Genomic DNA, 25,971 nt, shown 5'->3' with positions numbered 1-25,971 from the left:
TTGGCACTCCAGCCCGACAGGTTCCCTAACGCCCGGCAGTACTGCACTCATCACACCTCCGGCGGTGCAGCCGTGAGCCCTGAGACTGGCGAAAGCTCGCGTGATGCGAGTTCGCGGGAATATAGCCGTCCTTCTAGGACCCAGGGTGCGCTCCGCCGAATTGGCGTTCCGCCACGGGCTTGGTGGCGATGATGGGCAGCATTCCAGCCGCACGTGGTGGGAGGGCTCATGGCCGTGCAGACGGTGTCAGCTGTGGTGTCGGCGGTTCCGGATCCGGGTCAGATCGTTGAGGTGCGCGGCTCGACGTGGGCAGTTGCGCACGTGGCGGAGCAGAGCCTGCCGCGGAGCCCGGCCGATGAGTCCGCCGCGGTGCTGGACCATGCGGTGACGTTGCAGGCGCTGGACGAGGACCGCCTCGGCGAGGAACTGACCGTCATCTGGGAGCTGGAGGTCGGTCAGACGATCACGAAGGCGCAGGGACTGCCGGCCAACCTGCTGCCCGAGGCGTTCGATGATCCGCACGATCTGGCGGGGTTCGTCGACGCGATGCGCTGGGGCGCGGTTACCTCCGCGGACGACCGGTCGTTCCAGTCGCCGTTCCGCAGCGGCGTCTCCGTCGAGGCGTACCAGCTGGAACCCTTGCGCCGGGCCCTCGCCGCGCCGCGGACGAACCTGCTTTTGGCCGACGACGTCGGCCTCGGCAAGACGGTGGAGGCCGGCCTCGTCGTGCAGGAGTTGCTGCTGCGCCACCGGGCACGAACGGCGATCATCGTCTGCCCGCCGAGCCTGTCGATCAAATGGCAGGACGAGATGCGCGACAAGTTCGGCCTCGAGTTCGTCATCGTCAACAGCGAGATGATGCGCGAGGTACGCCGTGCACACGGGCTGGCGGCGAACCCGTTCCGGATCTTCCCCCGCGTGATCGTCAGCATGGCCTGGCTGCCCCAGCTGCGCGCCCAGCGGCTGCTGCGCGACATGTACGCGCCGGCATCACGCGGCTCGGGACACCGGTACGCGTTCGACATCCTCGTGGTCGACGAGGCGCACCACGTGGCACCGTCGAGCCCGTCGGCGGCTACAGGCGCCCGCGGGTACGCGGTCGACACGCTCCGGACGACCGCGGTGCGCGCGCTGGCGGACCGTTGCGAGCACCGGCTGTTTCTGTCGGCGACCCCGCACAACGGGCATCCGGAGTCGTTCACCGCGCTGATGGAGATGGTCGACCCGCGCCGGTTCCAACGCGGCGCGAAGCTCGACCCGAAGGCCCTCGACGAGGTGACGGTGCGCCGGCTGAAAAGTGATCTGCCGGAGCAGGGCTTCCCGCCGCGAGTGGTGCAGACGATCGGTTTCACGCCGACCGAGGACGAGCAGGCCCGGTTCGCCGAGCTGGATGCGGCGCTGCAAGCTCGGAGCGATCGCGATGGTGGCGGCGACATCACGGCGATGCTGCTGAAGAAGCGGTTCATGTCCTGCCCGTGGGCGTTCGGCACCACGCTGCGCGCCTATCTGGACAGTCGTGACGGCGGTACGGCGGCGCTGCTGGCGGCCTACGACGAGATCCTGGGCAACGAGGCCAGCGACGAGGAGGAGGGGCTGTGGGAGCAGGACGAGGCCACCGCCCTGCGCCGAGGCGCGTCGGCCGGTGACACGCAAACCCTGGAACAGCTGGCGCAATGGGGCCTGGAGTACGAGAACCGCGCCGACTCCCGCCTCAACGCGCTCATCGCCCAACTCGACGAAATCTGCCGGCCGAAGGGCAAGTTCAACGAGGAGCGCGTGGTGGTCTTCACCGAGTACGCCGACACCGCCGGCTGGCTGGAACGGATCCTGACCCAGCACGGCTACGGCAAAGTCCTCGCCGTGATCCAAGGTTCCACCCCCAGCGAGGACCGGGAACTGATCCGAACCTGGTTCTCCGCCGACCCGTCGCGCCACCCGGTGCGGGTACTGCTGGCCACGGACGCGGCCGGCGAAGGCATCGACCTGCAACGCCGCTGCCACCGGCTGATCAACTTTGACATCCCGTTCAACCCGTCGAGGCTCGAGCAGCGCATCGGCCGGGTGGACCGCTACGGCCAGAAACACTCGCCGCAGGTGTTCCACTTCGTGCCCAAGGACACTTCCACCACGTACGCGGCGGACATGGACTTCATGGCCCGGGTCGCCCGCAAGGTCGCCACCGTGGCGCAGGATCTCGGCTCGGTCAACCAGGTGATCGGCGCGGAGATCCAGCAACACTACGGCGGCGGCCACCGGCCCGCCCCCGCGCCGACCACGCAGGTCGACAGCAGCGAGGTCGTCAACCGTGTGCTCAAAGGCAGCCGCGAACTCAACGCGCAGCTCACCGAGCTGGCTCAAGGCTACGCCGACAGCAAGGCCGAACTGCACCTCAAACCTGCAAACCTGCGTCGCGTCGTCGACACCGCCCTGCGGATCAACCACCAGCCGCAGCTGACCCCGACCGAAGAGGACGGCGTCTGCGAGATCGGCGCGGTCAGCCCCGCCTGGCAGCAGACCCTGGTCGGCCTGGACACCAAGCTCAATCCCGGACAGCCACGACCGTTCACCTTCGACGACGAGCAGGCCAAGGGCCGCGACGACATCGCCTATGTGCACCTGGGGCATCCGCTGGTCACCAAGGCACAGCGGCTGCTGCGCCGGTCGCTGTGGAGTGCCGAGTCGCCCCTCAACCGGGTCACCGCCGTCGTGGTCGACGACCTACCGGAGTCCGTGGTCGCCGCGGTGACGCGGATGGTGCTGGTCGGGCGCGGCGGCGTACGCCTGCATGAAGAGATCTTCCTGGCCGGGGTGCGGATGCACGGCGGCCGGGCGATGGCCGAGGAACGCGCCGAGGCCGCCCTCGACCTGGCCCTGGACGCCCTCCAGCTGACCATCGCATCCGACACGGTGCGCCGGCGGCTGGCCGCGCAGTGGAACGAGCCGGACGCGCCGCTGCGCGCGAAGCTCGAGGAGTCGATGACGAAGCGGGCACACTCCCGCCAGGCGCAGGTCGCCGGGCGCCTCGCCCGGCGACAGGAGACCGACGCGGCCCGCGCCCATAAGATCTTCGCGGCGTTCCGGCGCAACCTGGCCGACTCCCTGGACGAGCTGACCGCCCCCGAGCGGCAGGCCCAGCTGTCCCTGTTCCAGGAGGATCCCGACCAGCAGCGGCAACGACAGCGCGACATCGAGGCGATGCGCCGCCGCGAGGCCGAGCTGTCCGACGAAGAAGCCCGCGAAATCGCCGCGATCGAGGCCCGCTACACCGACATCAAACCGCACACCACGGCCGCGGCCCTCGTCTTCGCCCTCACCCCGGAGGACGCGGCCGCCTGAGGTTGGCGAACTTCCGCCCACCGCAACTAACGTGAATTAGCCTCACGTTTATGGCTGTTTCGGTAAGAGCCGCCCGTCCCAAGACCGCGAGCCCCGCCGACTCCCACCGAGCCTGGCTCGAACTCGTCGAGACCGACGGCCCGTTCCTCGCCGTCCCGCCCCTGGTCCGGGTCTGGCCGCACGGCATGCCCGCCCTCGACCCGCACCGCCGTGACGTCCTGCGGATCGCAAAGACCGAATTCGAGGCGATCTGGGAGAAGACCGATTCTGGGGTACGCCTCGGCGACGAAACGGCCGTCGAGACGTACCGGGCCGCACGCGACACCTGGGTCCGAACCCTCTTCGCAGAGGTCATCGGCTGGCAGCGCTATCTGGAATGGCCACCCGTCGTCACCGTCGCCGGGGCCCAGGCCAGTTCCCCGAACCAGACCGTCACCGCCATCCCGACCGCGCTGCTCCGCGGCCCGGACGGCGTCGGCGCACTCGTCTATGTGGTCGACCGGGTCGACAGCCTGCACCAGGCCGGCACCGACGGCTGGGCCGCCACCCCCATCGACCGCCTCGAACACATGCTGCGCGACAGCGGCATCGAAATCGGCGTCGTCACCGATGGACGCTGGTGGGCACTGGTCTGCGCCCGCTCCGACACCCCCGTTGCATCCGGAATCGTCGACTCCCAAACCTGGATCGAGGAAAGCCGCGCCCGCGACGCATTCCTCACCCTCCTCGACCGCCAATACCTCATCGGCGGCGACCCCGACGAACGCCTCCCCCAAATCTTCGCCAACTCCGTCGCCGAAGCCGAAGAGATCACCGAAGCCCTCGGCGCCCAAGTCCGCCGCGCCGTCGAAACCCTGATCCAAGCCTTCTCCGAAACCGCCATCGACGCCCGCCGCCGCGGCCAACCCGACCCCCTACCCGACGACCCGCACGAGGTCTACCGCAGCGCGGTCACCGTCATGATGCGCGTCGTCTTCCTCCTCTTCGCCGAACAACGCGGCCTACTGCCTACCTCCGCCCTGTTCACCGAGGGATATGGCATCAGCACCGAACTCGACCGCCTCGAACACCGCGCCCGCAACGAACACGAAGAAGTCCTCGACTCCACCTACCTCACCTGGCACCGACTCCTCGCCACCAGCCAAGCCCTCTACGGGGGCGCCTCCTTCGAAAACATGCGCATGCCCGCATACGGCGGATCGCTGTTCGACCCCGACCACACACCGCTGCTGACCCAGCTCGGACCGCAGGGCACTCTCGCCCTGCCCGTCTCCGACCGGGTCATGCTCGCCGTCCTACGCGCCGTCCAAGTCGCCGACCTAAAAGGCCAACCCGCCCGCCGCATCTCCTTCCGCGACGTCGACGTCGAACAGATCGGCTACATCTACGAAGGACTACTCGGCTACACCAGCACCATCGTCCGCGGCCAAGCAATCCTCGGCCTCGTCGGCACCGCCGGCGAGGAACCCGAAATCCCCCTCGGCATCATCGAACGCCTCGCCTCCGACCACCCCGAACCCAAAGACCTCGCCGCCGCGGTCATCGCGTGGACCAAAGAGGACCAGCCAGGAGCGAAAGCAAAGACCGCCGCGGCCATGGCCAAACTGCTCACCGCCGGACCAAGCGAGCAGGCCGACCGGATGCTTCGCACCATCACCAACGACGAACAACTCCGCGCACGGATACGCCGCTTCGCCGGCATCATCCGCACCGACCTGCGTGGCCGACCCGTTGTCGTTCTCGACGGCGGTTTGCTGGTCGTCGAAACACCGTCGCGGCGATACTCCGGAGCCCACTACACGCCACGAGCCCTGGCTGAAGAAATCGTCCACTATGCGCTCGAACCGCTCTGCTACTCACCCGGCCCCTACCAGACCAACGACTCCAGCGAATGGCAGCTCCGCCCATCGGAGGAGATCCTCGCGTTGAAGATCGCCGACATCGCCTGCGGATCCGGAGCCTTCCTCGTCAGCGCAGCCCGCTACCTCGGCTCCCGGCTCGTCGAAGCCTGGGCCGCCGAACAGCCCGAGACCACACACCGCGCCGACATCCGGCAACACGCCATCCGGCAGGTCGTGGCACATTGTCTCTACGGCGCCGACATCAACCCGATGGCCGTCGAGATGTGCAAGCTCTCCCTCTGGCTGGTCTCCCTCGACCGCGACTTGCCCTTCTCATTCGTCGACGACAAGATCCTGTGCGGAAACTCGCTGCTTGGGCTCACTAATCTCGACCAGCTCCGCTACCTGCACATCAACCCGCCGAAGCACAAGCAGGCAACCTTATTCGACCCTGGCATCGACGAGGTTCTCACAGAGGTCACCGACTTGCGCCGCCGTCTTGCCACCGAAGTCGACGAACGCGACCCGCAACGCAACACCTCTGCCAAGCAACGCCAACTCGCCCGCATCCATGATCTCATCGCTCGACTCCGGCACGTCGCCGACGGCGTCATCGCGGCTGGCCTCGCACTCGGCGGCAAGCCTGGCCGAGCCCTTGATGAGGCCTACGCCATCCTGCAGTCAGCCGTCGGGCTCGCTTATCCATCAAGCGGTGAAGGCGGTGATTCCCGGACGCTTGACCGCGTCAACCACGAAGGACTGACCCCTACCGTCCAAACTGAGTACACCATTTGGCAGCCCTTGCACTGGACCCTCGAACTCCCTGACGTGATCCTCGATCGCGGCGGCTTCGATGCCATCATCGGCAACCCGCCGTTCCTAGGCGGCCAGAAATTGACCGGCGCGCTCGGTACAAACATCCGAGACTGGTTCGTCAACATCGCCGCTGCTGGAGCACGCGGCAGCGCCGACATGGTCGCCTACTTCCTTCTCCGCGCCCACGGACTGCTGCATTCAACTGGAACCATAGGCGTCATCGGAACCAACAGCATCGCGCAAGGTGAAACGCGGCAAGTCGGCCTTGATCGACTCGCAAAGCAGGGCATCGAGATCACCCGTGCAATACAGAGTCGAAAATGGCCCGCCACGAGCGCCAACCTCGAATTCGCAGCAGTTTGGGCAACCCGCAACGAAATCATCGACGCGGTCATGCGAATCTCGGATGATATACCGGTTCCCCGTATCTCAACCCTCCTCGAGCCCGCCGGCGCCGTCAGTGGGCCACCTATCCGGCTAGCCGAGAATGTCAGTATCGCATTCCAGGGCTGCATCGTATGCGGCATGGGATTCGTGCTCGACGGAGACGAAGTGAATCGCTGGATCCAAGCGGACCCCTGCAACAGTGAGGTCCTCTTCCCCTATCTCAACGGAGAAGACCTCAACAGCCGTCCTGATTGTTCCCCTTCTCGATGGGTGATCAATTTCAACGATCGCGACGTGCGGGAGGCCGCCAAATATCGGCTGCCTTTCAAACGGGTGGAGGAGTTAGTCAGGCCAGAGCGTGAGCAGTTGAGCCGCGAGGGACCGCGCCTACGCTGGTGGCAGTTTGAGGCGCGCCGCCCAGGACTGCGGGCAGCTATTGCCGAACTCGAGGAGGTGTTGGTGATTGCGCGGGTAAGCAGCGTGGTGATGCCAACCCGAGTGCCAACTGGCCCAGTTTGCAGTGAACAAATCTGCGTGTTCGCAACAAATACTTGGGCAGATCAGGCGATTTTGTCGTCGGGATTTCACCGGTTTTGGGCGATCACCTACGGCTCATCGCTAGAGACTCGTGTTCGGTATACGCCATCGGATGTTTTTGAGACGTTTCCGCGGCCGGGTGGGACGCCGGAGTTGGAGCAGGTCGGGCAGATTCTGGATACCGAGCGGCGGGACATCATGTTGCGGCGGCAGTTGGGGCTGACGAAGCTTTACAACCTGATCAACGATCCCGAGATCAGCGGCGAGCTAGATGCGGAGGTAGGGCGGCTTCGGGAGATTCACGTGGAGCTGGACCGGACGGTCGCGGAGGCGTATGGCTGGGGCGATCTCGTTATGACCCACGGGTTTTACGAGTATCGGCAGGTGCGGCGGTGGTCGGTGAGTCCGGCGACGCGGGTAGAGATGCTGGATCGGTTGCTAGCGGAGAATCACCGTCGAGCGGAGGTCGAGGCGCAGTCGAAGTCTAAGAACACTCGTCAGCCACGGAAGCGAACGGCCGCGCAGGAGGGACGTTTCGATGCCTGAGACCCCAACCGCTGAGTATGTCCTGTCACACGAGCCGGACGGCATGGGTGCGACAGTTCGGGAGAACCTGGTTGACATTGTGGAGCGGGAGTTGTTGGGCCCTCGTAACGGTCCGGAGGAGGTGCTGCTGGAGAGTCCTCGCCAGCTGTACCTGGTGGGTCATATCGCACCGGTGAAGCTGGACGGCGAGCGGCTGGACGACCGGGTCGAGGACGCAGTGTTAGCCGACGTTCAGGAGGAGAGCGTGCACGCCCAGCGGGGCGTGCCGGCAGCACCGTCGGATGACAACGAGGCCGACAGCGGCGACGATGCGGTCGATGATCGGGCGCCGAAGCAGGGTCTCATGGTGCCGGCGTCGATGGGGCTGCGGTTCCAGGTGCCGGAGGATCTCGACGAGTTCACCGTGAAATCGAGTTGGGGCACCTACCAGAGTGAACCGCTCGAAGGAGGCGAAGAGCAAAAGGGCAGGCCGCGTCAGCAGTACCGGCGCACGCCATGTCGGCACACCACCACGATCCGGCTGGCCGATCTCGTTCCCGGCCGGACCGCGGAGTTCACGGTCGCGGATCAGGTGAAGCTGCGGGTCGACCGGTTCGACGATCCAACCTACGGCCGCCGGCTGTTGGAGATCGCGTTGTGCAACGACCGGGTGACTCCCGTGCGGATTCCGGTGAACGAATGGCTGTTCCAGACCCGGTTACAGGTGGAGGCAGGCGGTGCGGCGGTGTTCCTGCCGGTGCGTGACGTGCTGACCGATGACTGGCCGGAGCATGACGAGGAGGTGCGCCGGCTGGATTTGCAGTATCGGGATCGGCTGGAGTTCGCGGTCGGGCGTACCTGTTCGGTGGATTGGACGGTCGAGCCCGGCGCGCGGCGCGCGACGGCGGTGTGGACGTCGTGGCTGCCGACCGCGGAGACGCCACAGGTGCATGCGCGGTCGGTCGAGGACGCCACGCTCGGCATGGCCGCACTGGCCGAGGCCGACGCCGACGCGCTGCAAGCCGGTTTGGCGCCGCTGATCAACGGCTATGGCACGTGGCTTGCCGAGCAGCGGGCTGCCGCCGAGGCGCTGCCGTCACATCTGCGGGAGACGGCCGACGTCGTGCTGCACGATGCGGCTCGTGCACATCAGCGCTTGGCTGCCGGGCTTGCGTGTCTGACCGACGGTTCCGAGGCGCTGCGCTGCTTCCAGTTCATGAACCGGGTGATGAACGATCAGCGAAAGCATTCGTTGATCGCCGCCGCCCGTAACGCCGACGAGCATCTGAGTATCGAGGACGCGACCGCCGGGGTCGTCGGCGATCCGAAGGCGACATCGACGTGGCGGCCGTTCCAGCTGGCGTTCATCCTGATGCAGCTGCCCGCGTTGACGGACCCGACTGCTCCGGCGCGTAGCGGCGACTTGGCCCGGGTGGAGTTGCTGTTCTTCCCGACCGGTGGCGGCAAGACCGAGGCGTATCTGGGGTTGGCGGCGTTCACGTTCGCGATGCGCCGCCGTGAAGGACCGGTTGCCGCGCTCGGTGGCGAGCTGAACGGTGCCGATGGTGTGGCGGTGCTGATGCGCTATACGTTGCGGCTGCTGACCGCCCAGCAGTTCCAGCGGGCGACCGCCATGGTCTGCGCCGCGGAGCTGCTGCGGCGTGAGGACGAGCAGACCTGGGGTGTTACGCCGTTCAGGATCGGGTTGTGGGTCGGCACGGATGTCAGCCCGAAACGTTGGGACGAGGCGAAGATCGAGCTCGACAAGGTGCACGAACCGGGCCGGGGTCACCGGTTGACGGTGTTGCAGATCCAGCGGTGCCCCTGGTGCGGTACCCCGATCTCGCCGAAGCAGGTCAAGGCCCGCAAGGCGGATCGTCGTGTCCTGGTGTTCTGCGGCGACGATCTGGCGCAGTGCCCGTTCGCCAAAGGCCGCAGCGCTGAGGGGTTGCCGGTGCTGACGGTGGACGAGGAGATTTACCGGCTGACACCGGCGTTCGTCATCGCCACGGTCGACAAGTTCGCCCGGCTGGCCCGCGAGGGCGAGGCCGCGGCCCTGTTCGGCTATGTCTCGCGCAAGTGCGGCCGGCACGGGTACGTGCATCCCGACTACGCGGGCTGTGCGATCAAGACGAAGCACAACCCGGAGGAGGGCCTGCCGGCGGCGACCGCCGTGCCCACGGGCCGGCTCCGCCCACCGGATCTGATCATCCAGGACGAGCTGCACTTGATCACCGGCGCGCTCGGCACCGCGGTCGGCTTGTTCGAGGTCGTCGTCGAGACCATGGCGACCTGGCAGAAGGCTAACGGCACGACGGTCAAGCCGTTGATCGTGGCGTCGACCGCGACCGTCCGCAACGCCGAGGAACAGGTCCGAGGCCTGTACGGACGCAGGGTGGAGATCTTCCCGCCGCAGGTCCTCGACGTGGCCGACACGTTCTTCTCCCGCGAGGTGCCCCCGGATGCGAAGACGCCGGGACGGCGCTACATCGGGGTCTGCGCGCAGGGCGTGCGGCTGTCGAGCGCGGAGATCCGGGTCGCCGAAGTACTGCTGCTAGCGGGGCAAACCCTGCTCGACCGGTGCGGCGCGCAGGCGGACCCGTACATGACGTTGGTCGGCTACTTCAACGCGACGCGGGAGCTGGCGGGCATGGCCCGCTATGTCGCCGATGACGTGCAGACCCGGGTCGGCCGGCCGGCGCGCGGTTCCGGTTTCCCGCGGCGGGTCGGTGCCGCGTTCAGCCAGCTGCGCACCGGTGAGCTCACCTCCCGGATCGCGTCCCGCGACATCGCGGAAACCCTCGACCAACTCGCGGTCCCGTTCGACCCGGACTATTTGAGTACCCAGGCGACTCTGGAGCGCATCGCAGCGGTGAAGGAAGGCAAGAAGCTGCCGCCCGCACCGGCGGCGCCGTTCGATGTGGTGCTGGCCACCTCGATGCTGCAGGTCGGTGTCGACGTGCAGCGCCTCGGGCTGATGCTGGTCGTCGGGCAGCCGAAGAACACCGCCGAATACATTCAGGCGTCCTCGCGCGTCGGCCGCGACCCGACGAACCGCCCGGGCCTGGTGGTGTCGCTCGGCAATTGGGCTCGGCCCCGCGACCTCGCGCACTTCGAGCAGTTCCGGCACTACCACGAGACGTTCTACAAGCAGGTCGAGGCGCTGTCGGTGACCCCGTTCTCGCCGACCTCCCTCGACCGGGGCATCGACGGGGTACTCGTCGGCGCGGCCCGGGTCAGCCAGGCTCACCTGCCCGACGGGCTGTCACCGGAGGCGAACGCGGGACGTGTCCAGGCGCAGCAGGAAGCGATCCTGGAGCTCATCGCCCAGTTGAACGACCGCATCCTGGCCAGTACCCGCGACGAGGTCGTCGCCGGCGAGGCCAACGACCGGCTGCACAACCGCCTGCAGCGCTGGACGAAACGGCACAAGCACGCCGACAAGATGACCATGACCCTGGTCTACGAGAAGGGCAAGGAAGGCCAGACGTACCCGCTGATGATCAGCCCGGAGAAGGCCGCCGCCGAGGGCTGGACCGGCGAAAGCGAGCCGTTCGTCGTCGCGCACTCGATGCGCGAGGTCCAACCCGAGATCAACCTGCTGGTCAGCCCGGTGAAGGAGCGCATGTTCGCCACCGCACCCGACAACGCCCCGGCCTGGGTGTTCCCGATGGATCAGGAGTAGCGGCATGACCGACACCATGATCTTCCAATCGGCGCCGCTGGATCCACTCAGCGACGCGGAGCAGGCCAACGACAAGAACCGCGCGAAAGTCGGCTCCGCCCGGCCGTCGACGCTGCTCTACAACTACGGCCCGGGCGCGATCATGGACCTGCCGCAGTTCTCCGTGATGCCCGCCGGCCTGGACGACTGGGACCGCATCTGGGCACGCCGCGAACACATCCCCACGATCATCGAGCCGCGCCTGCTGCGCGCGGTACAGGTGCATCTGGGACCTCAGGTGACGGAGCTGCGACCGTACCCATGGCAGGCGACCTCGGGCCAGAGCAAGGCCGGCGACGATCTCGGCGTGCCCGCGCGGGTGTTCCCGCAGTGGATGCGCTGCACCGGCTGTGACCTGCTCGCGGCCCTGCCGCGCTTCAGCTACAGCAACACCAACCCGTTTAGGCCCGACCAGGCCGAGTTCGGACACGCGAACTGCCCGGGCCGCGGCGGCGGCAAACCCGCGGGCAAAGGAAAGAACATCCGGGTCGCAGTGCCGGCCCGTTACCTACTAGGCTGCCCGGACGGTCACCTGGACGAGTTCCCCTATGACCTGTGGGTGCACAAAGGCGGTCCGTGCCCGTCCGGGATCGCGCACCCGACGCTGAAGATGCGCGACGCCAACGTGGGACAGGCCGTCGGCGCGACGATCTACTGCGAGCAGTGCAAGAGCAGCCGCAGCATGAACGAGGCCCAGGGCGCCAACGGCGCCCGGAAGATGCCCCACTGCCGAGGCCGGCACCCGCACCTGGACGCCTTCGACCCACGCTGCGACCACCAGGCAAAACTGATCACCATGGGTGCGTCAAACCTTTGGTTCGCCGCCACCCAGTCAGTCGTCGTGATGCCCCGCACCGAGGCCGACCAGCGAGACGCGATCATCGACGCGCTGCAGGCCTCGAGAGAGGACCTCGAAGACGCTGCCGACAGCCCGAAATGGCTGCGGAAACTCGTCCGCAAGCAGCAGATCGACGTCGACGGCGTCAGCGACGACGCATTGCTCGCCGCGGCGCAGAAAGTACTCAACCCTTCCGCTGAAGCCGATACCGATCAGGCAGACCTGCAGGACTGGGATCCGATCTCGCTGCTCATTCCCGAATGGGCCTACCTACAACAGCCGGCGCTGTTCCCGAAACAAGAGAACTCCACCGGCCTGATGGTTACCCCCGTACACATCGATGACCTGCCGCAGCCGGTCGAGCGGGTCGTGGCCGTCAACCGCATGAAGAAGGTGAACGCCTTCATCGGCTTCACCCGCATCGACGAGATGGAACGCGCCGGCGACCTGCCCCAACGACTGGTCCAGCTGACCCGCAACGCCGCACCCCGCTGGATCCCCGCCACCGAAGACCGCGGCGAAGGCGTCTTCCTACAACTCCGCGAGGACCTCGTGGCGCCGTGGGAAGAACAGATCGAGACCACCAATCTGTGGCAATCCCACCGCCAAGCCCACCGCCGCAACTTCCAACGCCGCTTCTCCCAGACCGCCAAACACGTCGACCCCGACGACCGGTTCCGCCCGCCGCGCTACTGGCTACTGCACACGCTGGCCCACGTCCTCATCCGGGAAATGGCCATGAGCTGCGGGTACGGCGCCGCCAGCCTCTCCGAGCGCATCTACGCCTGGAAACCCGACACCGACGCGGGCCGCCCGGCCGCCGCTGGCCTACTGATCTGCACCACCGCCTCCGACAGCGAAGGCACCCTCGGCGGCCTCGTCGCCCTCGCCAGCAGAGTCGGCGACCTCGTCAAATCCGCGATGCGACGGGCCGCCCGCTGCTCCTCCGACCCGATCTGCGCCATGCGCACACCATCGGACCCGGAAGACTTCCTGCACGGCGCGGCCTGCCACTGCTGCTGCTTCGCCTCCGAAACCTCCTGCGAACGCGCCAATCGATTCCTCGACCGCCGGCTGCTGCTCACCCTGCCGACGATCGGCGGCGAGCAGGTCACCGGACTCTTCAATGCCCAATGATCCGTATGCCGCGCTCGGCGCATACCTGGACGGCACCGAGGCCGCCCGACTCGCCGCCGCCCTCCGCGAAGGCTGGCACACCACCAAAGCCCTCGAAGAGATCAGCAAGTCACGCCGCGACACCGCCACCACACTGCTGAAGGCCGCACAACTCGGCCACGACACACCCCAGTTGAGCAGCGCCGTCCTGCAAGGAATCGCCGGGGCCCGCGGGCCACGGCCGGACGGCACCATCGGCAGGGCCACCGTCACCCCGGTCTGGACCATGCCCGGCGCCGGCACCAAGACCGGGCGACTCACCAGCGAAGCCCGCCGCATGGTCGAACAGGCCCGCACCTCGGTGGTCTGCTCCAGCTACAACTTCGGCAGTACCTCGGAAATGTGGACGCTGCTGCGGGAGGCGAGCACGCGCCCCGGCGTCGCCGTCAGCCTCTACCTCGACACCGCCACCGGCCAGCCCGCCAAAGCCGCCACCGACCTACCCCACGTCACCGTCTGGGCCACCCAACCACGCCCCGGCGAGGACAAGCCCATCACCAACCACGCCAAATTCGTCATCGTCGACCGCGCACTGATCCTGCTGACCAGTGCGAACTTCTCCTACAACGCCGAACACCGCAACATCGAACTCGGCCTGCTCGTCCACGACACCGCCCTGGCCGCCTCCATCCAGCACGAACTGACCGCACAACACGGCAAGAGCTACGCCCTCGCCTCTGTCCCCGGCCCAACCACATGACCCAGCACGGGCCGTTCAGGCATGCAGGTGACGTTCCCGAACTCGAGACGCGGCCGGTGGCCGCGACATCCGAACACAGACCGCCACCAGGCCGTAGCTTGCTCAACTTCGGACGACAGCTTGCGGTCGGCAAGTGACGCCATCACCTCCGACCTGAGGAGCATCATGCGAGTCTATGTTCACGAGGTGCTTACCACCCGCTGCGGATGGACCGAACAAGACGCGCGGGAACGCGGCAAGAACGTTTCGCACTACTATGACAACCACATCCGCCCCACGAAAGCGCCCAAGGACGCGCAGGGAGTCGCGATCTACGATGAGAGCGACATCGCCGGCCTCATGGAGGCAGCCCGAAACCTCAAAGCGGGCAAGACCTCCGCTAGCTCCTATACGAAGCCCACGAGGTTTGCCGGCCATAGCTCAGAGGACATGGGATTCTGAATGGGCCACCTGACCGACCTTCCACGTTAGTCCGTCGGCGGGGGAAGCGGACCGGCTGGTAGGCAAGGTGCCACGCCCCTGCGGAGCCAGCGCTGTCACGGACAAGCGCGGCCTGGGACATGCCTAGCAGATCTCCGCCAGCCTTGATCGACGAGCGTGTGACCGTCTAGGTCAACAGCTGAGGCGGGCCACGAGTCACCTCCGTAGATGATCCTCGCGATGTCGCGTACACGCTGGAGCAAGATTCGCGGAATCGTGGCCGTCGATCGATGCGACGGTGGGTCCGTCACCCGTCCGGGGTCACCTGAACGGGCCTCGGCCGCGCGCCTTTCGGCGATGACGAATCGATGTTCGGAATCGTGACTGCCGCGTGTGGGCAAACTTGATCGGGTTGCCGCTCCGGCGGTCGATGAGAACGGCGTACGTCTGGGAGACTCGCCGCGCTCATCAAAGATCGGGTGGTTCCCGCCCGAGGAGCCCGGAGGAGTCAGGGTGCGGATCGGCCGGCTGGCGATTAAGAACTTCCGGAACTTTCTCGATCTCGAGATTGCTCCGTTTCCGGTGAACGCGGTGTTCGTCGGGGAGAACGGGATCGGCAAGTCGAACCTGCTCTATGCATTGCGCCTGGTCCTTGATCCCGATCTCCCGCGCCGCGCGCAGTACTTACGTGAGGAAGACATCTGCGAGTACGGCGGGCAGAGGCTCGCTGACGGTGTCGAGGTCCGCATCGAGGTGGACCTCGTCGACATCGATCAGTCGCTGCAAGAAGACGCAGCCTGCGACGGATGCTTCGTCAGCCTCGACCCGCTGACCGCCCGCTTGACGTACGTCTTCCGTCCCCGCGCCGGCGCTGATGTCGAGGGTGAACTGGGGACGGATCATTACGAGGTGCGCGTGTTCGGCGGCGACAGCGAGAGCGATGTTCCTCGGATCTTCACCGACGACGTATCGTTGACGGTTTTGCCGGCCTTGCGGGACGCGGTCAACGAGCTGTCGAGGTGGCGTAGTTCGCCGCTGCAGGAACTGCTGGAGGCGCGGCCCCCGGCGAGCTACGCGCTGAAGACGGCGGCAGAAGCGGTGCAGGATGCGATGACGACGTTGGCGAAGGATGACCAGATCACCGCGGTCGCGGCCGACATAGACCGGCGGCTCGACGAGATGGCCGGCCCGCGGCTGCAGGTCACGCCGACACTAGGTTTCGCGTCCAGCGTTCCGGAACGGCTGATGCGTTCGATCCGCCTGTACGTCGACATCGACCGTCGGCGCACCGTGGGGGAGACCTCGACCGGCAACGCCAACGTCATCTACCTGAGCTTGCTGCTGGAGCGGCTCGCATCGCGCAGAGACCGCGACCTGATCGTCACCGCGCTTCTCGCCGTGGAGGAACCTGAGGCGCATCTGCATCCGGTCCTACAGCGGCAATTGTTCCGCTACCTATTGCGCAACGACACACAGCTGCTGGTCACCACACACAGCCCGCACATCGCGGCCGTCACCAACCTGCCGTCACTGATTGTGCTGCGGCCAGGCGAGCAGGGCGCCACTGTCGCCGCGTGCGCGGGAGCCGCGAACCTCACCGTGCTCGAGGTAAATGATCTCGAGCGGTACCTCGACGCCAATCGTGCGGAGCTGCTGTTCTGCTCGGCGGCCATCCTGGTCGAAGGCCCCTCCGAGACATACCTGATACCCGCGATCTCCGCCGCTCTCGGCTTCGATCTCGACGCATACGGCGTCGTCGTCGCGAATATCTCCGGGACCAACTTCGGTCCCTACCGGCGCCTGCTGGACGACAGTGCCCTCAGCGTCCCTCATGTGATCATCACGGACGGCGATCCGTACGTCGGCGACAAGTACACCGCTGCCGGGCTGCGGAGGGCCGCGAAACTGATCGACGAGGCCGCACTGGAGGACATGGTTGAGGAGGTTGTTGTCGGCATGGGTGCGGTGGACTCGACGCCGGCTCGATGCCGCGCGGCCGGGCACGGCGTCTTTGTCGGACAGGACACCCTTGAGCCGGATCTCGCCCCGCTGTTTGCTGAGCAGATGGTGGCCGCCCACGGCGAACTGGAGCCATCGAGCGGCCTACACAACAGCTTCGTCGCCGCGGTCACCGCGGTCAGCGTCGGTGCAGGCGCGGGCGGCCCACGCCAGGAGCTGCTACGACGTATTACGTCCGTCAGCAAGGGCCGCTACGCTCAGCGGCTCGCCAGCCACGTGCAGCATTGGGATGGCCGCGGACTCGGCGCCGAGGTTGGCCTTTCGGACGACGTGATCCGCGAACTCGACGACGTTTCCTCCAGCACGCTGCTTCTCGCCGCGGGCACCTACGGGTACATCCTGGCGGCGTTGGACCGCATCTCTTGGACGGTGCGCGGGCACGGCATTCTTCAGGCCGCGACGTTGGCGGGCACCGGAGCATGACTGCACTAGCCGGCCTAAGTCCGAGACTCGCCGCCGAACTGGCGGCGCTCAACGATTCGCAGCGCGCCACCGTGTTGCGCCCGGGCAGCATGGTGGTGCGAGCGGGACCCGGCTCTGGCAAGACCCGGACACTTGTGGCGAAGGCCGCGTACACGCTGGAGACCGTACTGCCCCCTCGGCGCGGCCTCGCCGCCATCACCTACACCCGGCACGCTGCCCGGGAGATTACCGATCGCCTCATCGGGATGGACGTCCGAGCCGACGATCGGGTCGCGGCCGGATCGGTGCACGGCTGGTGCCTGCGCCGGATCCTGCACCCGTTCGGACCTCTGGTCGGTGTCATCCCTCCAGGGATTGGGCAGGTCGTCGACGACAACTCCGACGAGTGGGCGGCGCTGCTACAACGGTGCCTCGACGAGACGACGACCGGTGAGGTCGTCGGTCGCGTGAAAGCTGAGGTTGTGCGGATCAGGAGACGGATCTCTGCTGGCCTGGACCAGGATCTTCGCGACCCTCTAGCCCGGGCAGCGATCCTCTTCGACGAGCGGCTGAATGCCAACGGCTTGTACGACTTCGACCTGATGGTCGCTGCCTCTCTGAACATCTTGCGTCGCGATTCGCGGGTGACCCGCCTGGTCGCCGCCCGCTTCCCCATCGTCATCGTCGATGAGTACCAAGATCTCGGACCGGTTCTGCACGAACTCGTGACCCACCTGCACGACCATGGTCCTGCCGCTGTAGTCGCCTTCGGCGACCCCGATCAGACAATCATGCGTTTCACCGGAGCAGACCCACGATTCCTCGCCGCGCTGGCTGAGCGACGCGACTTCGCCGACGAGACTTTGAACATCAACTACCGGTGCGGAGCGGCCATTATCACCGCTAGCCAAGCCGCGATCGAAGGCAGCCGGGTTCATGAAGCCGACCCGTCGCGTGACGACCCCGGCGTGGTTGAACTCCTAACGGTCGGTGGCGGCGAGGACGAACACGCTCGCGTCATGATGGCCAAGGTCGGCGAGTTGATCGCCGGCGGCGTGCTGGCTCACCACATCGCGGTGCTTTACCCCCGCAAGGGATGGCTTCTTGACCAGCTCATCGCCTCGCTGGACGCCGGCGACCACGACTACATTCACGAGAACGATCGCCGTCTGCCGGACGGCGACATCATCGACTTCGTCCGCGCTTGTGCCGCCCGGGCGGTTGCAGGACCACAACCCATCGGCTATCCAGGCACCGACCAGACCTCTGCCGTCCTGACCATCGGGCAACTCACCACCATGTACCGCCGCCTGCACGAGACCGCCGGAGCACCCAGGCCATTACGTCGAACTACCGCGAGGAAAATGGCAGTCGCTCTGCGTGAGACGTCACCCGACGCAGACCTATCGGCCTGGCTGAACAGACTCGACACCGAACTCTCGCTATCCGCGCTGGCCGCAGTCAGCCTGCTGCGACGAGACCAACAAGCGATCGTCCAACTCAAACAAGCCGCCTTCCGCGGCAACCTGACGGTAGGCGACATCGCAGGTGCACTCCGAGTAGGAAAGATCACCCTGACGACCTACCACGCCGCCAAAGGACGTGAGTGGGACTACGTCATCATGCCGGGCCTCGTCGACGGCATTCTCCCCGGCCGGCGATGGAATCCAAGACAGCGACGGTGGCTACCCGCCACACCCACCGAATTCGACCAAGCGCGATCTCTCTTCTACGTCGGCCTGACCCGCGCCCGCCGTGCCGTCATCCTGATCGAGGGAAACCGCTGGCACGGAAGCACAGGAATCCCGAACTCATCGACCCCGTCCCCATTTCTGGCCGCCGTGCGCAACCACGCCACGCCGGCAATCGCACCTGGCCCGATTCGATGGCTGCGATGACCTCAACGAGTGCTGCTACGTTGCTACGCAACAACGCCGGCATGGGCCAGAATGCCGCGACACGCTGGCCCGCTGCGCATGAGCGTCGGCGGTCTCACCGCCGGAACTGCTTTGACGGGCGCTTATGCTGGGTCGTTGGGTCACAAGGGTTCGGAAGCGGCGTGCCCGCCACACATCGATGGAAGGCGCGGTGTTGCCGTTGGATCGGGCGCGGCTGTGGGAGGAGCTGGCTTCCCTCTTCGAGTCCCTTCCGGACGGTCTTGTGGTGGCCGCCCGTTCTGAGGTGGCCTTGTGGTTCGCGCAGGCGTAGCCCTACCTCCGGACGGACATCGAGCAGCTGACCGGTGGGCCGATGCGGTGGCCGCGGTCCATGCGGTGACGCCGTTCCTGTTTGGCGGCGCCATGTGGCCTGATCTGGCGGATGTGAGCCGCTATGGGCTGGGTTTCGACCACGAGTCCCCGGGAAGCCTCCTGTCGACGGTCTGCCGGACCGCAATGAAGAACGCTTACCGATGCTGCGAGGCTTCTAGCGCAATTGTCGACTCTAGTCACGAGCCCTGCTTAACCATCGAAGAGGCCGGTTACGCCGCCTTGGGCGCGGCTGCGGGGGCGGCGTCACCTCGGGAGCTCGCATCACGGTCACCATCACCCAGGCCACCTGCTCGACTGTCACTTCGATCCGCGAGCGCCGAAGGTCAGACTTGATCCGGGAGGGGCTGACCTTAGGGCGATTTGGTCCCCTCGCACGGCGCTTCACGGCCCGCACGATCGCGTCTGTCACGGCCGTCGACGGCTGGTGGGTCATTCTTGAGGCCAGTTCATTCATGTTTTCTAAGGGCAGGCTGAGGTGTACACGCCGCCCGGTTTCATCGTCGTAGACCACTGCCCACCCCCGGACTTGACGCTAGGAATAATGCCGAGCGCCGGTCTACGACAGATTTAGGTCATGGTCATGCCAGATGGTGTCTCGGGTGCGCCACACATCACCTTCTGCGGTACGCAATGATCCAAGTTGTTGAATATTGAGAGAAGGGATCATGCCACGGCTCACGTTGCGGTCATCGACCCCCTCCCGATGTTCAGGGAGGGCGTGGCCACCGTGCTGTCAGCGGCCGGTTATCACGTCGAGACGCCTGCGGATCCCGTTGGCTGGGCCGCCCAGCGGCCGTCGGCACTGGTGCTGTTGACCATGGTTGGCACGCCGCAATGGCAGTTGCTCGACGCGTTGCGGCCGGCGCCGGTCATCGCGCTGATTGACGACTGTTCTCCCTCCGACGGTGTTCGTGCGGTGCGGGCTGGTGCGCGTTCGGTTCTCCCACGGGGCGCTGCCCGCGAATCGCTTCGGCGGACCGTGGAGGCCACCCTGGACGGTCAGTCAGTTCTGCCGACGGCTGTAGTCAATCTCCTCGCCGACGGGCGAGACCAGCAGTTGGGGGCAGTCAATCCCGATCGGATCGGATGGCTCAGGAAGCTGGCGTCGGGTATGACGGTGGCTCAGCTGGCCGCACATGCAGGGTATTCCGAGCGGGCCATGTTCCGGCTGCTGGCCGCGCTGTACCGGGAGATGGGTGCGCGCAACAGGATGGAGGCTGTCGTGCAGGCCCGCGATCGCGGCTGGATCTAGGCGCCTTGAAGGGCGTCGATCGCGGGCTGAAGCATCCCGGGACGAGGCCCGGACTCGTCGAGTTTCTGCACGAGGAACACCATCCGGGCGATCAGTCCGGGCGCCGGTGGCCGGTGCCGCAGGTCCGCCACGCCCAGTGAGCGTTTGGCCGATTTCATGCTCCCGTGGCCGTCGAGTACCAGGCCGCACTCGGCGAATCCGTGGAAATGCCGGGCGCCGAAGTCGGTCGGGGCGCCGGTTTCTCCTTTGATGCGCCTCGCAGCGTCGGCTCGGAGACCTTTGAAGTGCCTGGCTGCTGCTTTGTGATCGCCGGTTAGCCGGGTGGTCAGCGCGAGCAGAGCCGGTACGACGAGATGGCGGCCTTCGGGGCGGTGCCGCACGGCTCGCCGGATCTCCTGAGCCGCTTGCGGATATCGTCCGCGCCGCAACTGAGCCACGCACAGGGTCGTGCGTGACTGCAGCAGGATCGCTTGGTCTTGGACGCGGTAGGCAAGGCCGACCGCTCTGCGGGCCGCGGCCATCGCCTCCTCGACATCGCCGTCCGCCAGTCCCTCGGCGAGCCGCAGATCGGCCAGCGCGTCCAGGTAGGCGGCCCGGTGCCAATCCTTTCCTCTGCCCGCGAGATCGTCGGCCCGGGCCAGCCACCGGCGGGCCTCGCCGAGGTCGTCCGGCCCATCGCGCTCGGCGTGCCAGCGCGACAACCGCACCGCCGCGCTGACCGCTTGGACGCGGGCCGTTCGGTTCCTCGCGACCAGCGTCGCGAGGTCGTCGGCGCCGAGGACCTCACCGGCACGAGCGATCGCGGCGGTGAACTCGCCTCGGCGCCGATCACCGTCGGCCAGACCGATCAGAGACTTCATCATCGCGACCCGGTCGCCGGCCTCGGTCGCCTGTGCCAGCGCCTTCTCGTTGGAGCGCTGTGCCCGATCCATGTCGTTGGCGGCCCAGTGCATATCGGCGATGTTGGCGTGCAATCGGGCCATGACCTTTGGTGGAGTGTCCGGCCCAGCGAGCCGCTGGGCACGGTCGTACGCCTCGCTGGCCCGGTCCAGCTTGCCCAGATCGACGTAGATTCCGCCGAGGGCGTCCTCGTTGTGCAACTCCTGCCGCTCAGTGTCCAGCAGCCCGCGGATCTTCTCGCGCCGTCCACGCAGCAGCCCGGCGCAGTTCCACTCCACCACGTACTCGTTGATCTCGGCCATCACGTCGCATGCGGAGCCGTGATCGCCGGAGGCGATCAGGCAGTCCACCTCGGCGAGGTGGTAGCGGAGGTCGTCGACCCGCCGTGGGGCGGGTCGGCACTCCCGATATGAGGACAGGATGTCGGCGGCGGCATAGTGCAACTTCGACCGTCTCGGCTGCCGGACGAAACGGAGAACGGTCGCCGCGTCCGCCGGTGACAAGAAGTAGAACTCTCCCTGCTGGCCGATCACTCGACGATCGGAGAGATTGTCGAGCGACTGACGAACGGCGCTTGCTGATCCGGCCCCGTGCACGAGCTGCGCGATGATTGTGGCAGGCAGCGGCGTGCGGAGCGCGGCGAGCGCACGCATGGTCCGCACCGAGGTCTTCGGCATGCCGCCGAGAAGGCGCTTGATCAGGTACGCCGCCGGCTTCTTGCGGTTCCTGTGCAGATCGGCGACGAGTTCCGGCAGGGTCATGACGGGGTGCAGACAGACCGAAGCACAGACGAGCTCGGCCACCCGCGGATTGCCGCCTGCCGATTCCCAAAGCGTCCGTCGCTCTGCCTCCGACAGGTCGTCTACCTGCTGACTCATGCCGCGATCCATGTCACGCAGCATGCTCAGGAAGTCGGTCTCAGCCATGCGGGGGACGACCACGGGCTCGTTGTCGGGCCAGGCCTCCGCCACCGGCAGCACGGCGCCGTGCTCCGTCTCGAGCACAACCGATACGCGGTGGTCCGGTTCCGTGCTGAGCATGTCGAAGGCGTCGGCCAGATCGGGATCGGCGATCCGATGTGTGCCCGGCTCCAGCAGATTCTGCGCCTCCGCCACGGTGACGACGACCGGGGTGTCCCGCAGCTTGCGCAGCGTGGATTCGAGCAGCACCAGCGGTGACCCACGTACGGCTGGAGCGCTCCGGGCGCTGATGAGCTCGACCAGGGTCCGCAGATCCAGATTTCGGCTCGCAGAGGCATGGTGTCGCTCCGCCCGGAGCCGATGGCCGTCGTGGTGCCCGGCCATGTCGTGCAGGACGACGTCGATCAGCTTGGTCTTCCCAATGCCGCGCTTCCCCTCGACGGACACGACACCGTGCGGGCCGTATGCCAGTCGATGGGTGAGGTCTTCCCGCTCGAGGTGTCGGTCGACGATCGTGGGCGTGGGACCGTCAGGGTCCGGAGAGATCCGCGGGGGATCCTCGTACCTCTGGCGCACTTTTTCGAATCGATGCGCGGCGGCGACCGCGAGGTCGTAGCACCAGCGCTTGACCTCCTCCGGATCGTCTACTTTGCGATCGCGCCCGACGTGGCGGAGTGCGACACCGACCAGAGCGAGCAGGCATTGCTCGCGCAAGTACCGGGAGAATCCTCGCGTTCTCGTGATGCCGGCGGCGCACGCGTCGTGGATCGCCGCACTGACCCGCGTGAAGTCGCCGGCCTGGGCGGCGATGCTCGGATCGTCGGGGTTCACGATCGCCTTGATGATCTCTCCGCGCATCGCCGCATGATCCGCGAACACGTCGAGAGCCAGCCCTACCAGCAGGTGCATGGGATCGCGGGCCAGCGGAGCGTTTCGGGCGAAGTGGTCGTAGTCGATCAGGTGGAAGTCGTCGGACCGGACGCCGGGGTCGGCGGGAATGAGGATGTTGCGCGAGCTCAGATCGCCGTGCGCGTTGCCGAGTAGCAGACTCTGGACGATCTGCCGGCCGGCCTCGCCGGCGAGGAGGGAGACCGGCGCGAAGTCGTCCAGGTGCGACGCTGCGCGAATCCATCGGAGAACCGGTCCCCGCCGCCGGCCGACGATGCCGCCGACCACGAACCGCGCGGACCGGTTGACCACGGTCGGCTCGTCGTCGTTCCACTCGCTGATCACCGCCCGGACGATGACACCGTAGTCGATCGCCCGGCCTTGGGCACGCAGTTCCTCCATCGACACGATGTCGACGACATCGTCGTCAGCGATCCGCATGAAGACGGCGCACTCATTGCCGCCTAGCGGAATCCGCTCGTGCTCGACCTCGGCCAGATGCCGCGCGACGAACGTGTTCTTCACCTGCAGCGCGTCGAGCATCCGCTGATGCTGCAGGTCGGTACTGAACTTGAGGATGCGGTAGTTGGGCCCGCCCTCGTGGCGGATGATGCCGGCCACCGGGTGGCCGCTGCGGCCGGCGCCGAACCACTTCACGTGCTGTAGTCGGCAATTGCGTGTCCTCAAGGCCTCGGTCAGAGCATCGAGAAGTTTTCTGTGCGCCTTGCCTGAGCCTCGTTCCCATGCGGGCCGGTCCATGAGGCGCTCCATGGCGCCAATCTAACCGGCGACGGATATCAACTGAACCAGCGGGACGTGGCAGGGTCTTCGGCATGAGGACGAACGCCTGGCGACCACGCGGAATGGTGGCTCTTGCCGCCGCGCTGTTTCTGCTCGCGGCTGGTGTCGTGGTCGTCGGCATCCTGTTGCTGGTGGGTTCGCCGACGGCTTCCGGTGCGTGGTTCGAGATCGGACGGTGGCTGCTCCAGCTCGGTACGGTTCTGGCCGGGACCGGTCTCATTACGGCGGTGTTCCGTCAGGTCGACATCACTCGGGTGAGACGGGAGTCGTGGACGGCGATCCTGCAGGACCTTGTCGTCGGCCAGGATGCGATCGAGAGCGCGGCGATGCGTCTGGTCTCGACTCCGGACGCCGGGACGTACGCGGATCTCGTCGAGCGATGCCGTGACATGCGGGCGTTGCTGCGACGGGTCATCGCTCTGCCGGAGGTGTACAACAGTGACGGTTCGCTGCGGCAGCAGATCAACCGGATGCGGCACTACCTCAAGCCGATGGTCAAGGAGTACGAACTTCGTTTTTTGCGCGTCAGTCGGCAGGAATCGCTGGACAAAGAGATCTTGGAGTTGAGACTCCAGAATTTGTCGAAGGACAGTAACCAATCCCGGCCAGCGAACCCAGAGCAGCTATTCCGGCTGATGGGAGTCAGCAAGCTCCTACAGGATGAGGACGAGTTTCCCGCTCTTGCTGCCTTTCTTCGCGACTTCGACGACAATGAAAGCGAATTCCGACCGCAAAGTGAGATCGACGAGGCCTATGAAGACGTTAAGGCCATCTTACGGAGTAACGCTGGCGCTCGCGGAACTCGACGTACGGCATGATCCAGAGGACCCTCGCTTTTCGAGAAGAAATCAGGTCAGCCCGGGGCTGCCGGAGTACCGTCCAGGCGCCGCCATCCAGCCCGCTGCGTATCGCTAGCGGTTTGTTCCGCGCCTCTGTCCGAGGCATGTCGTGCGGAGGATTGCCGCGGTCGTTCAGACAGTGGGCCTGTCGAACGGTTTGCCGAGGGCAATGCGCCGAACCCGACCCCCATCGCCTCAACGAACTCTCTGGCGAAGATTGCCCATGGCCCCTGCCTGATCACTGTGGGTGAGGTGATGTGTGGTCGGGTAGCGACATTGGAGGTGGGTTCACGGCTGGTGGCGCATCGAGGAGAAGCTGATGGCCCCGGCGCCATACTGCAGGGCACGCTGACGGTGCGTCGGCAGCTGGTGGTCGAGGACCCAGGAAGTCGGGTTCGGGTGAAGCCGCCGAAGTCGCACAACGCCGTGCGCACGTTGGTGCTCGACCCGGTGACGCTCGAACTGCTCGGGCCGGTCGCGGTGGGGCCGGCGTCGCGATACTTGTTCACGGGCCGTACGGGTCAGCCGATCCGGCCGGACAACCTCACCGACCGATTCAACCAGCTGGCCGAAGCCGCGAAGGTCCGGCCGATCGGCCCGCACCAGATCCGGCACCTGATCGCGTCGACGCTGCTCGACGCCGGCTACGGCGTCCACGAAGTCGCCGAGCGGCTCGGCCATGATCCGGCCACACTCATGCGCTACTACACCCGGGTCAACGCGGCCAGACGCCTGCAGGCCACGGGCCGAATCGCCGAGCTGATGACAGCGTCCGAAATCCAGCCACGGCCGCTGCGGAACTGGGCCGGCTGCACCACGAATCTTCTCCCTGACATTGGTAAGTCCGTGGAAGGTGCGCACTAGCTGAGGCGTGGAAGACGTGTATCCGGATGCAAGCATCTGCACGCGGGCCATAAGGAATACAAAATCCGAAACCTGCCTGTTGCGGTGGTCGTCAGTGAATTGTCACGCTGGTCGAAAGTCGATGGGATTTGCCGGGAAACCCTCCGCGAACAGAATTAGTCGAGCCTGGTCGAGTTTCGAGTTAAGGGCTTCGCTTCGCTGGCGGGTTAGCACGCCGCTCATCGGAACAAAACGGCTTGCTGGAGCTTCGGCTGAGCACTGATAAAGTTCCGGGAGAACCCGTTTGAGGGATCTCGAGCAGCGAAACCGCTGGTAGAGGTCTTGCAGTGGGTCCATCGCTAGGTGATTGGTAGCGACACCTTTACTCGCGCTGGTATCATATTCGGTGACCTGGTAAAACGGTATTCAGCACGTCGCTGGGCCTTTCAGCTGCTGGGGGTCAAGGGGTCGCAGGTTCAAATCCTGTCAGCCCGACTTTTGAGAGGGTTTTCGCAGGCCAGAGGCCATGCGGAAGCC

The 25,971-nt window shown here is 66.2% G+C and carries 12 protein-coding genes; 11 read left to right on the top strand and 1 reads right to left on the bottom strand.

Going from position 1 to position 25,971, the window contains the following annotated elements; all coding sequences use genetic code 11:
• Positions 1-228 precede the first annotated feature (228 nt).
• From drmD to AB0B58_RS26150, 9 genes are all read left to right on the top strand, one after another.
• On the top strand, positions 229-3,336 hold the full coding sequence (gene drmD, locus AB0B58_RS26190; protein WP_360228679.1) for a DISARM system SNF2-like helicase DrmD: 3,108 nt from the start codon (positions 229-231) through the stop codon (positions 3,334-3,336).
• Between the two features lie 50 nt (positions 3,337-3,386).
• Positions 3,387-7,463: a DNA methyltransferase gene (locus tag AB0B58_RS26185; protein WP_360228676.1), complete on the top strand. Its 4,077-nt coding sequence runs from the start codon at positions 3,387-3,389 to the stop codon at positions 7,461-7,463.
• The gene (gene drmA / locus AB0B58_RS26180) at positions 7,456-11,127 is read left to right on the top strand and encodes a DISARM system helicase DrmA (protein ID WP_360228673.1); all 3,672 of its coding nucleotides are present in this window, start codon (positions 7,456-7,458) and stop codon (positions 11,125-11,127) included. Before AB0B58_RS26185 ends, drmA begins: the two co-directional genes overlap by 8 nt.
• Positions 11,128-11,131: 4 nt before the next feature.
• On the top strand, positions 11,132-13,141 hold the full coding sequence (locus tag AB0B58_RS26175; protein WP_360228670.1) for a DUF1998 domain-containing protein: 2,010 nt from the start codon (positions 11,132-11,134) through the stop codon (positions 13,139-13,141).
• Entirely contained in the window at positions 13,131-13,880 is a 750-nt protein-coding gene (drmC, locus tag AB0B58_RS26170) for a DISARM system phospholipase D-like protein DrmC (RefSeq protein ID WP_360228667.1), read from the top strand. The genes AB0B58_RS26175 and drmC overlap by 11 nt, the downstream gene beginning before the upstream one ends.
• 165 nt (positions 13,881-14,045) lie before the next feature.
• The gene (locus AB0B58_RS26165; protein ID WP_360228664.1) at positions 14,046-14,321 is read left to right on the top strand and encodes a hypothetical protein; all 276 of its coding nucleotides are present in this window, start codon (positions 14,046-14,048) and stop codon (positions 14,319-14,321) included.
• A gap of 492 nt (positions 14,322-14,813) precedes the next feature.
• A complete protein-coding gene (locus AB0B58_RS26160) occupies positions 14,814-16,742 on the top strand; it encodes an AAA family ATPase (protein ID WP_360228661.1) in 1,929 nt (642 codons plus the stop codon).
• Positions 16,739-18,619: an ATP-dependent helicase gene (locus tag AB0B58_RS26155; protein WP_360228658.1), complete on the top strand. Its 1,881-nt coding sequence runs from the start codon at positions 16,739-16,741 to the stop codon at positions 18,617-18,619. Before AB0B58_RS26160 ends, AB0B58_RS26155 begins: the two co-directional genes overlap by 4 nt.
• Before the next feature lie 1,090 nt (positions 18,620-19,709).
• Complete coding sequence (locus AB0B58_RS26150) at positions 19,710-20,243, top strand: DNA-binding response regulator (RefSeq protein WP_360228655.1); 534 nt, start codon at positions 19,710-19,712, stop codon at positions 20,241-20,243.
• Here the strand turns inward: AB0B58_RS26150 and AB0B58_RS26145 are convergent.
• Positions 20,240-23,722 carry a hypothetical protein gene (locus AB0B58_RS26145; protein ID WP_360228652.1) on the bottom strand — a complete coding sequence of 1,161 codons (3,483 nt, stop codon included), beginning with the start codon at positions 23,720-23,722 and terminating at the stop codon, positions 20,240-20,242. The genes AB0B58_RS26150 and AB0B58_RS26145 overlap by 4 nt on opposite strands.
• Before the next feature lie 62 nt (positions 23,723-23,784).
• Between AB0B58_RS26145 and AB0B58_RS26140 the strand changes: the two genes are divergently transcribed.
• A complete protein-coding gene (locus AB0B58_RS26140; RefSeq protein ID WP_360228649.1) occupies positions 23,785-24,570 on the top strand; it encodes a hypothetical protein in 786 nt (261 codons plus the stop codon).
• A 303-nt stretch (positions 24,571-24,873) separates the two neighbouring features.
• Complete coding sequence (locus tag AB0B58_RS26135; protein WP_360228646.1) at positions 24,874-25,455, top strand: tyrosine-type recombinase/integrase; 582 nt, start codon at positions 24,874-24,876, stop codon at positions 25,453-25,455.
• The last annotated feature ends 516 nt before the right edge of the window (positions 25,456-25,971 follow it).

This window comes from Actinoplanes sp. NPDC049118, assembly GCF_040648555.1.
Taxonomy (GTDB): Bacteria; Actinomycetota; Actinomycetes; order Mycobacteriales; family Micromonosporaceae; genus Actinoplanes.
Note: the sequence above shows the minus strand (reverse complement) of the source record. Positions and strands in the feature narration are given on the sequence as shown.

Coding starts and splice junctions, on each gene's coding strand:
- drmD (WP_360228679.1), top strand. CDS start 229: ATGGCCGTGCAGACGGTGTCAGCTGTGGTGTCGGCGGTTCCGGATCCG.
- AB0B58_RS26185 (WP_360228676.1), top strand. CDS start 3,387: ATGGCTGTTTCGGTAAGAGCCGCCCGTCCCAAGACCGCGAGCCCCGCC.
- drmA (WP_360228673.1), top strand. CDS start 7,456: ATGCCTGAGACCCCAACCGCTGAGTATGTCCTGTCACACGAGCCGGAC.
- AB0B58_RS26175 (WP_360228670.1), top strand. CDS start 11,132: ATGACCGACACCATGATCTTCCAATCGGCGCCGCTGGATCCACTCAGC.
- drmC (WP_360228667.1), top strand. CDS start 13,131: ATGCCCAATGATCCGTATGCCGCGCTCGGCGCATACCTGGACGGCACC.
- AB0B58_RS26165 (WP_360228664.1), top strand. CDS start 14,046: ATGCGAGTCTATGTTCACGAGGTGCTTACCACCCGCTGCGGATGGACC.
- AB0B58_RS26155 (WP_360228658.1), top strand. CDS start 16,739: ATGACTGCACTAGCCGGCCTAAGTCCGAGACTCGCCGCCGAACTGGCG.
- AB0B58_RS26145 (WP_360228652.1), bottom strand. CDS start 23,722: ATGGAGCGCCTCATGGACCGGCCCGCATGGGAACGAGGCTCAGGCAAG.
- AB0B58_RS26140 (WP_360228649.1), top strand. CDS start 23,785: ATGAGGACGAACGCCTGGCGACCACGCGGAATGGTGGCTCTTGCCGCC.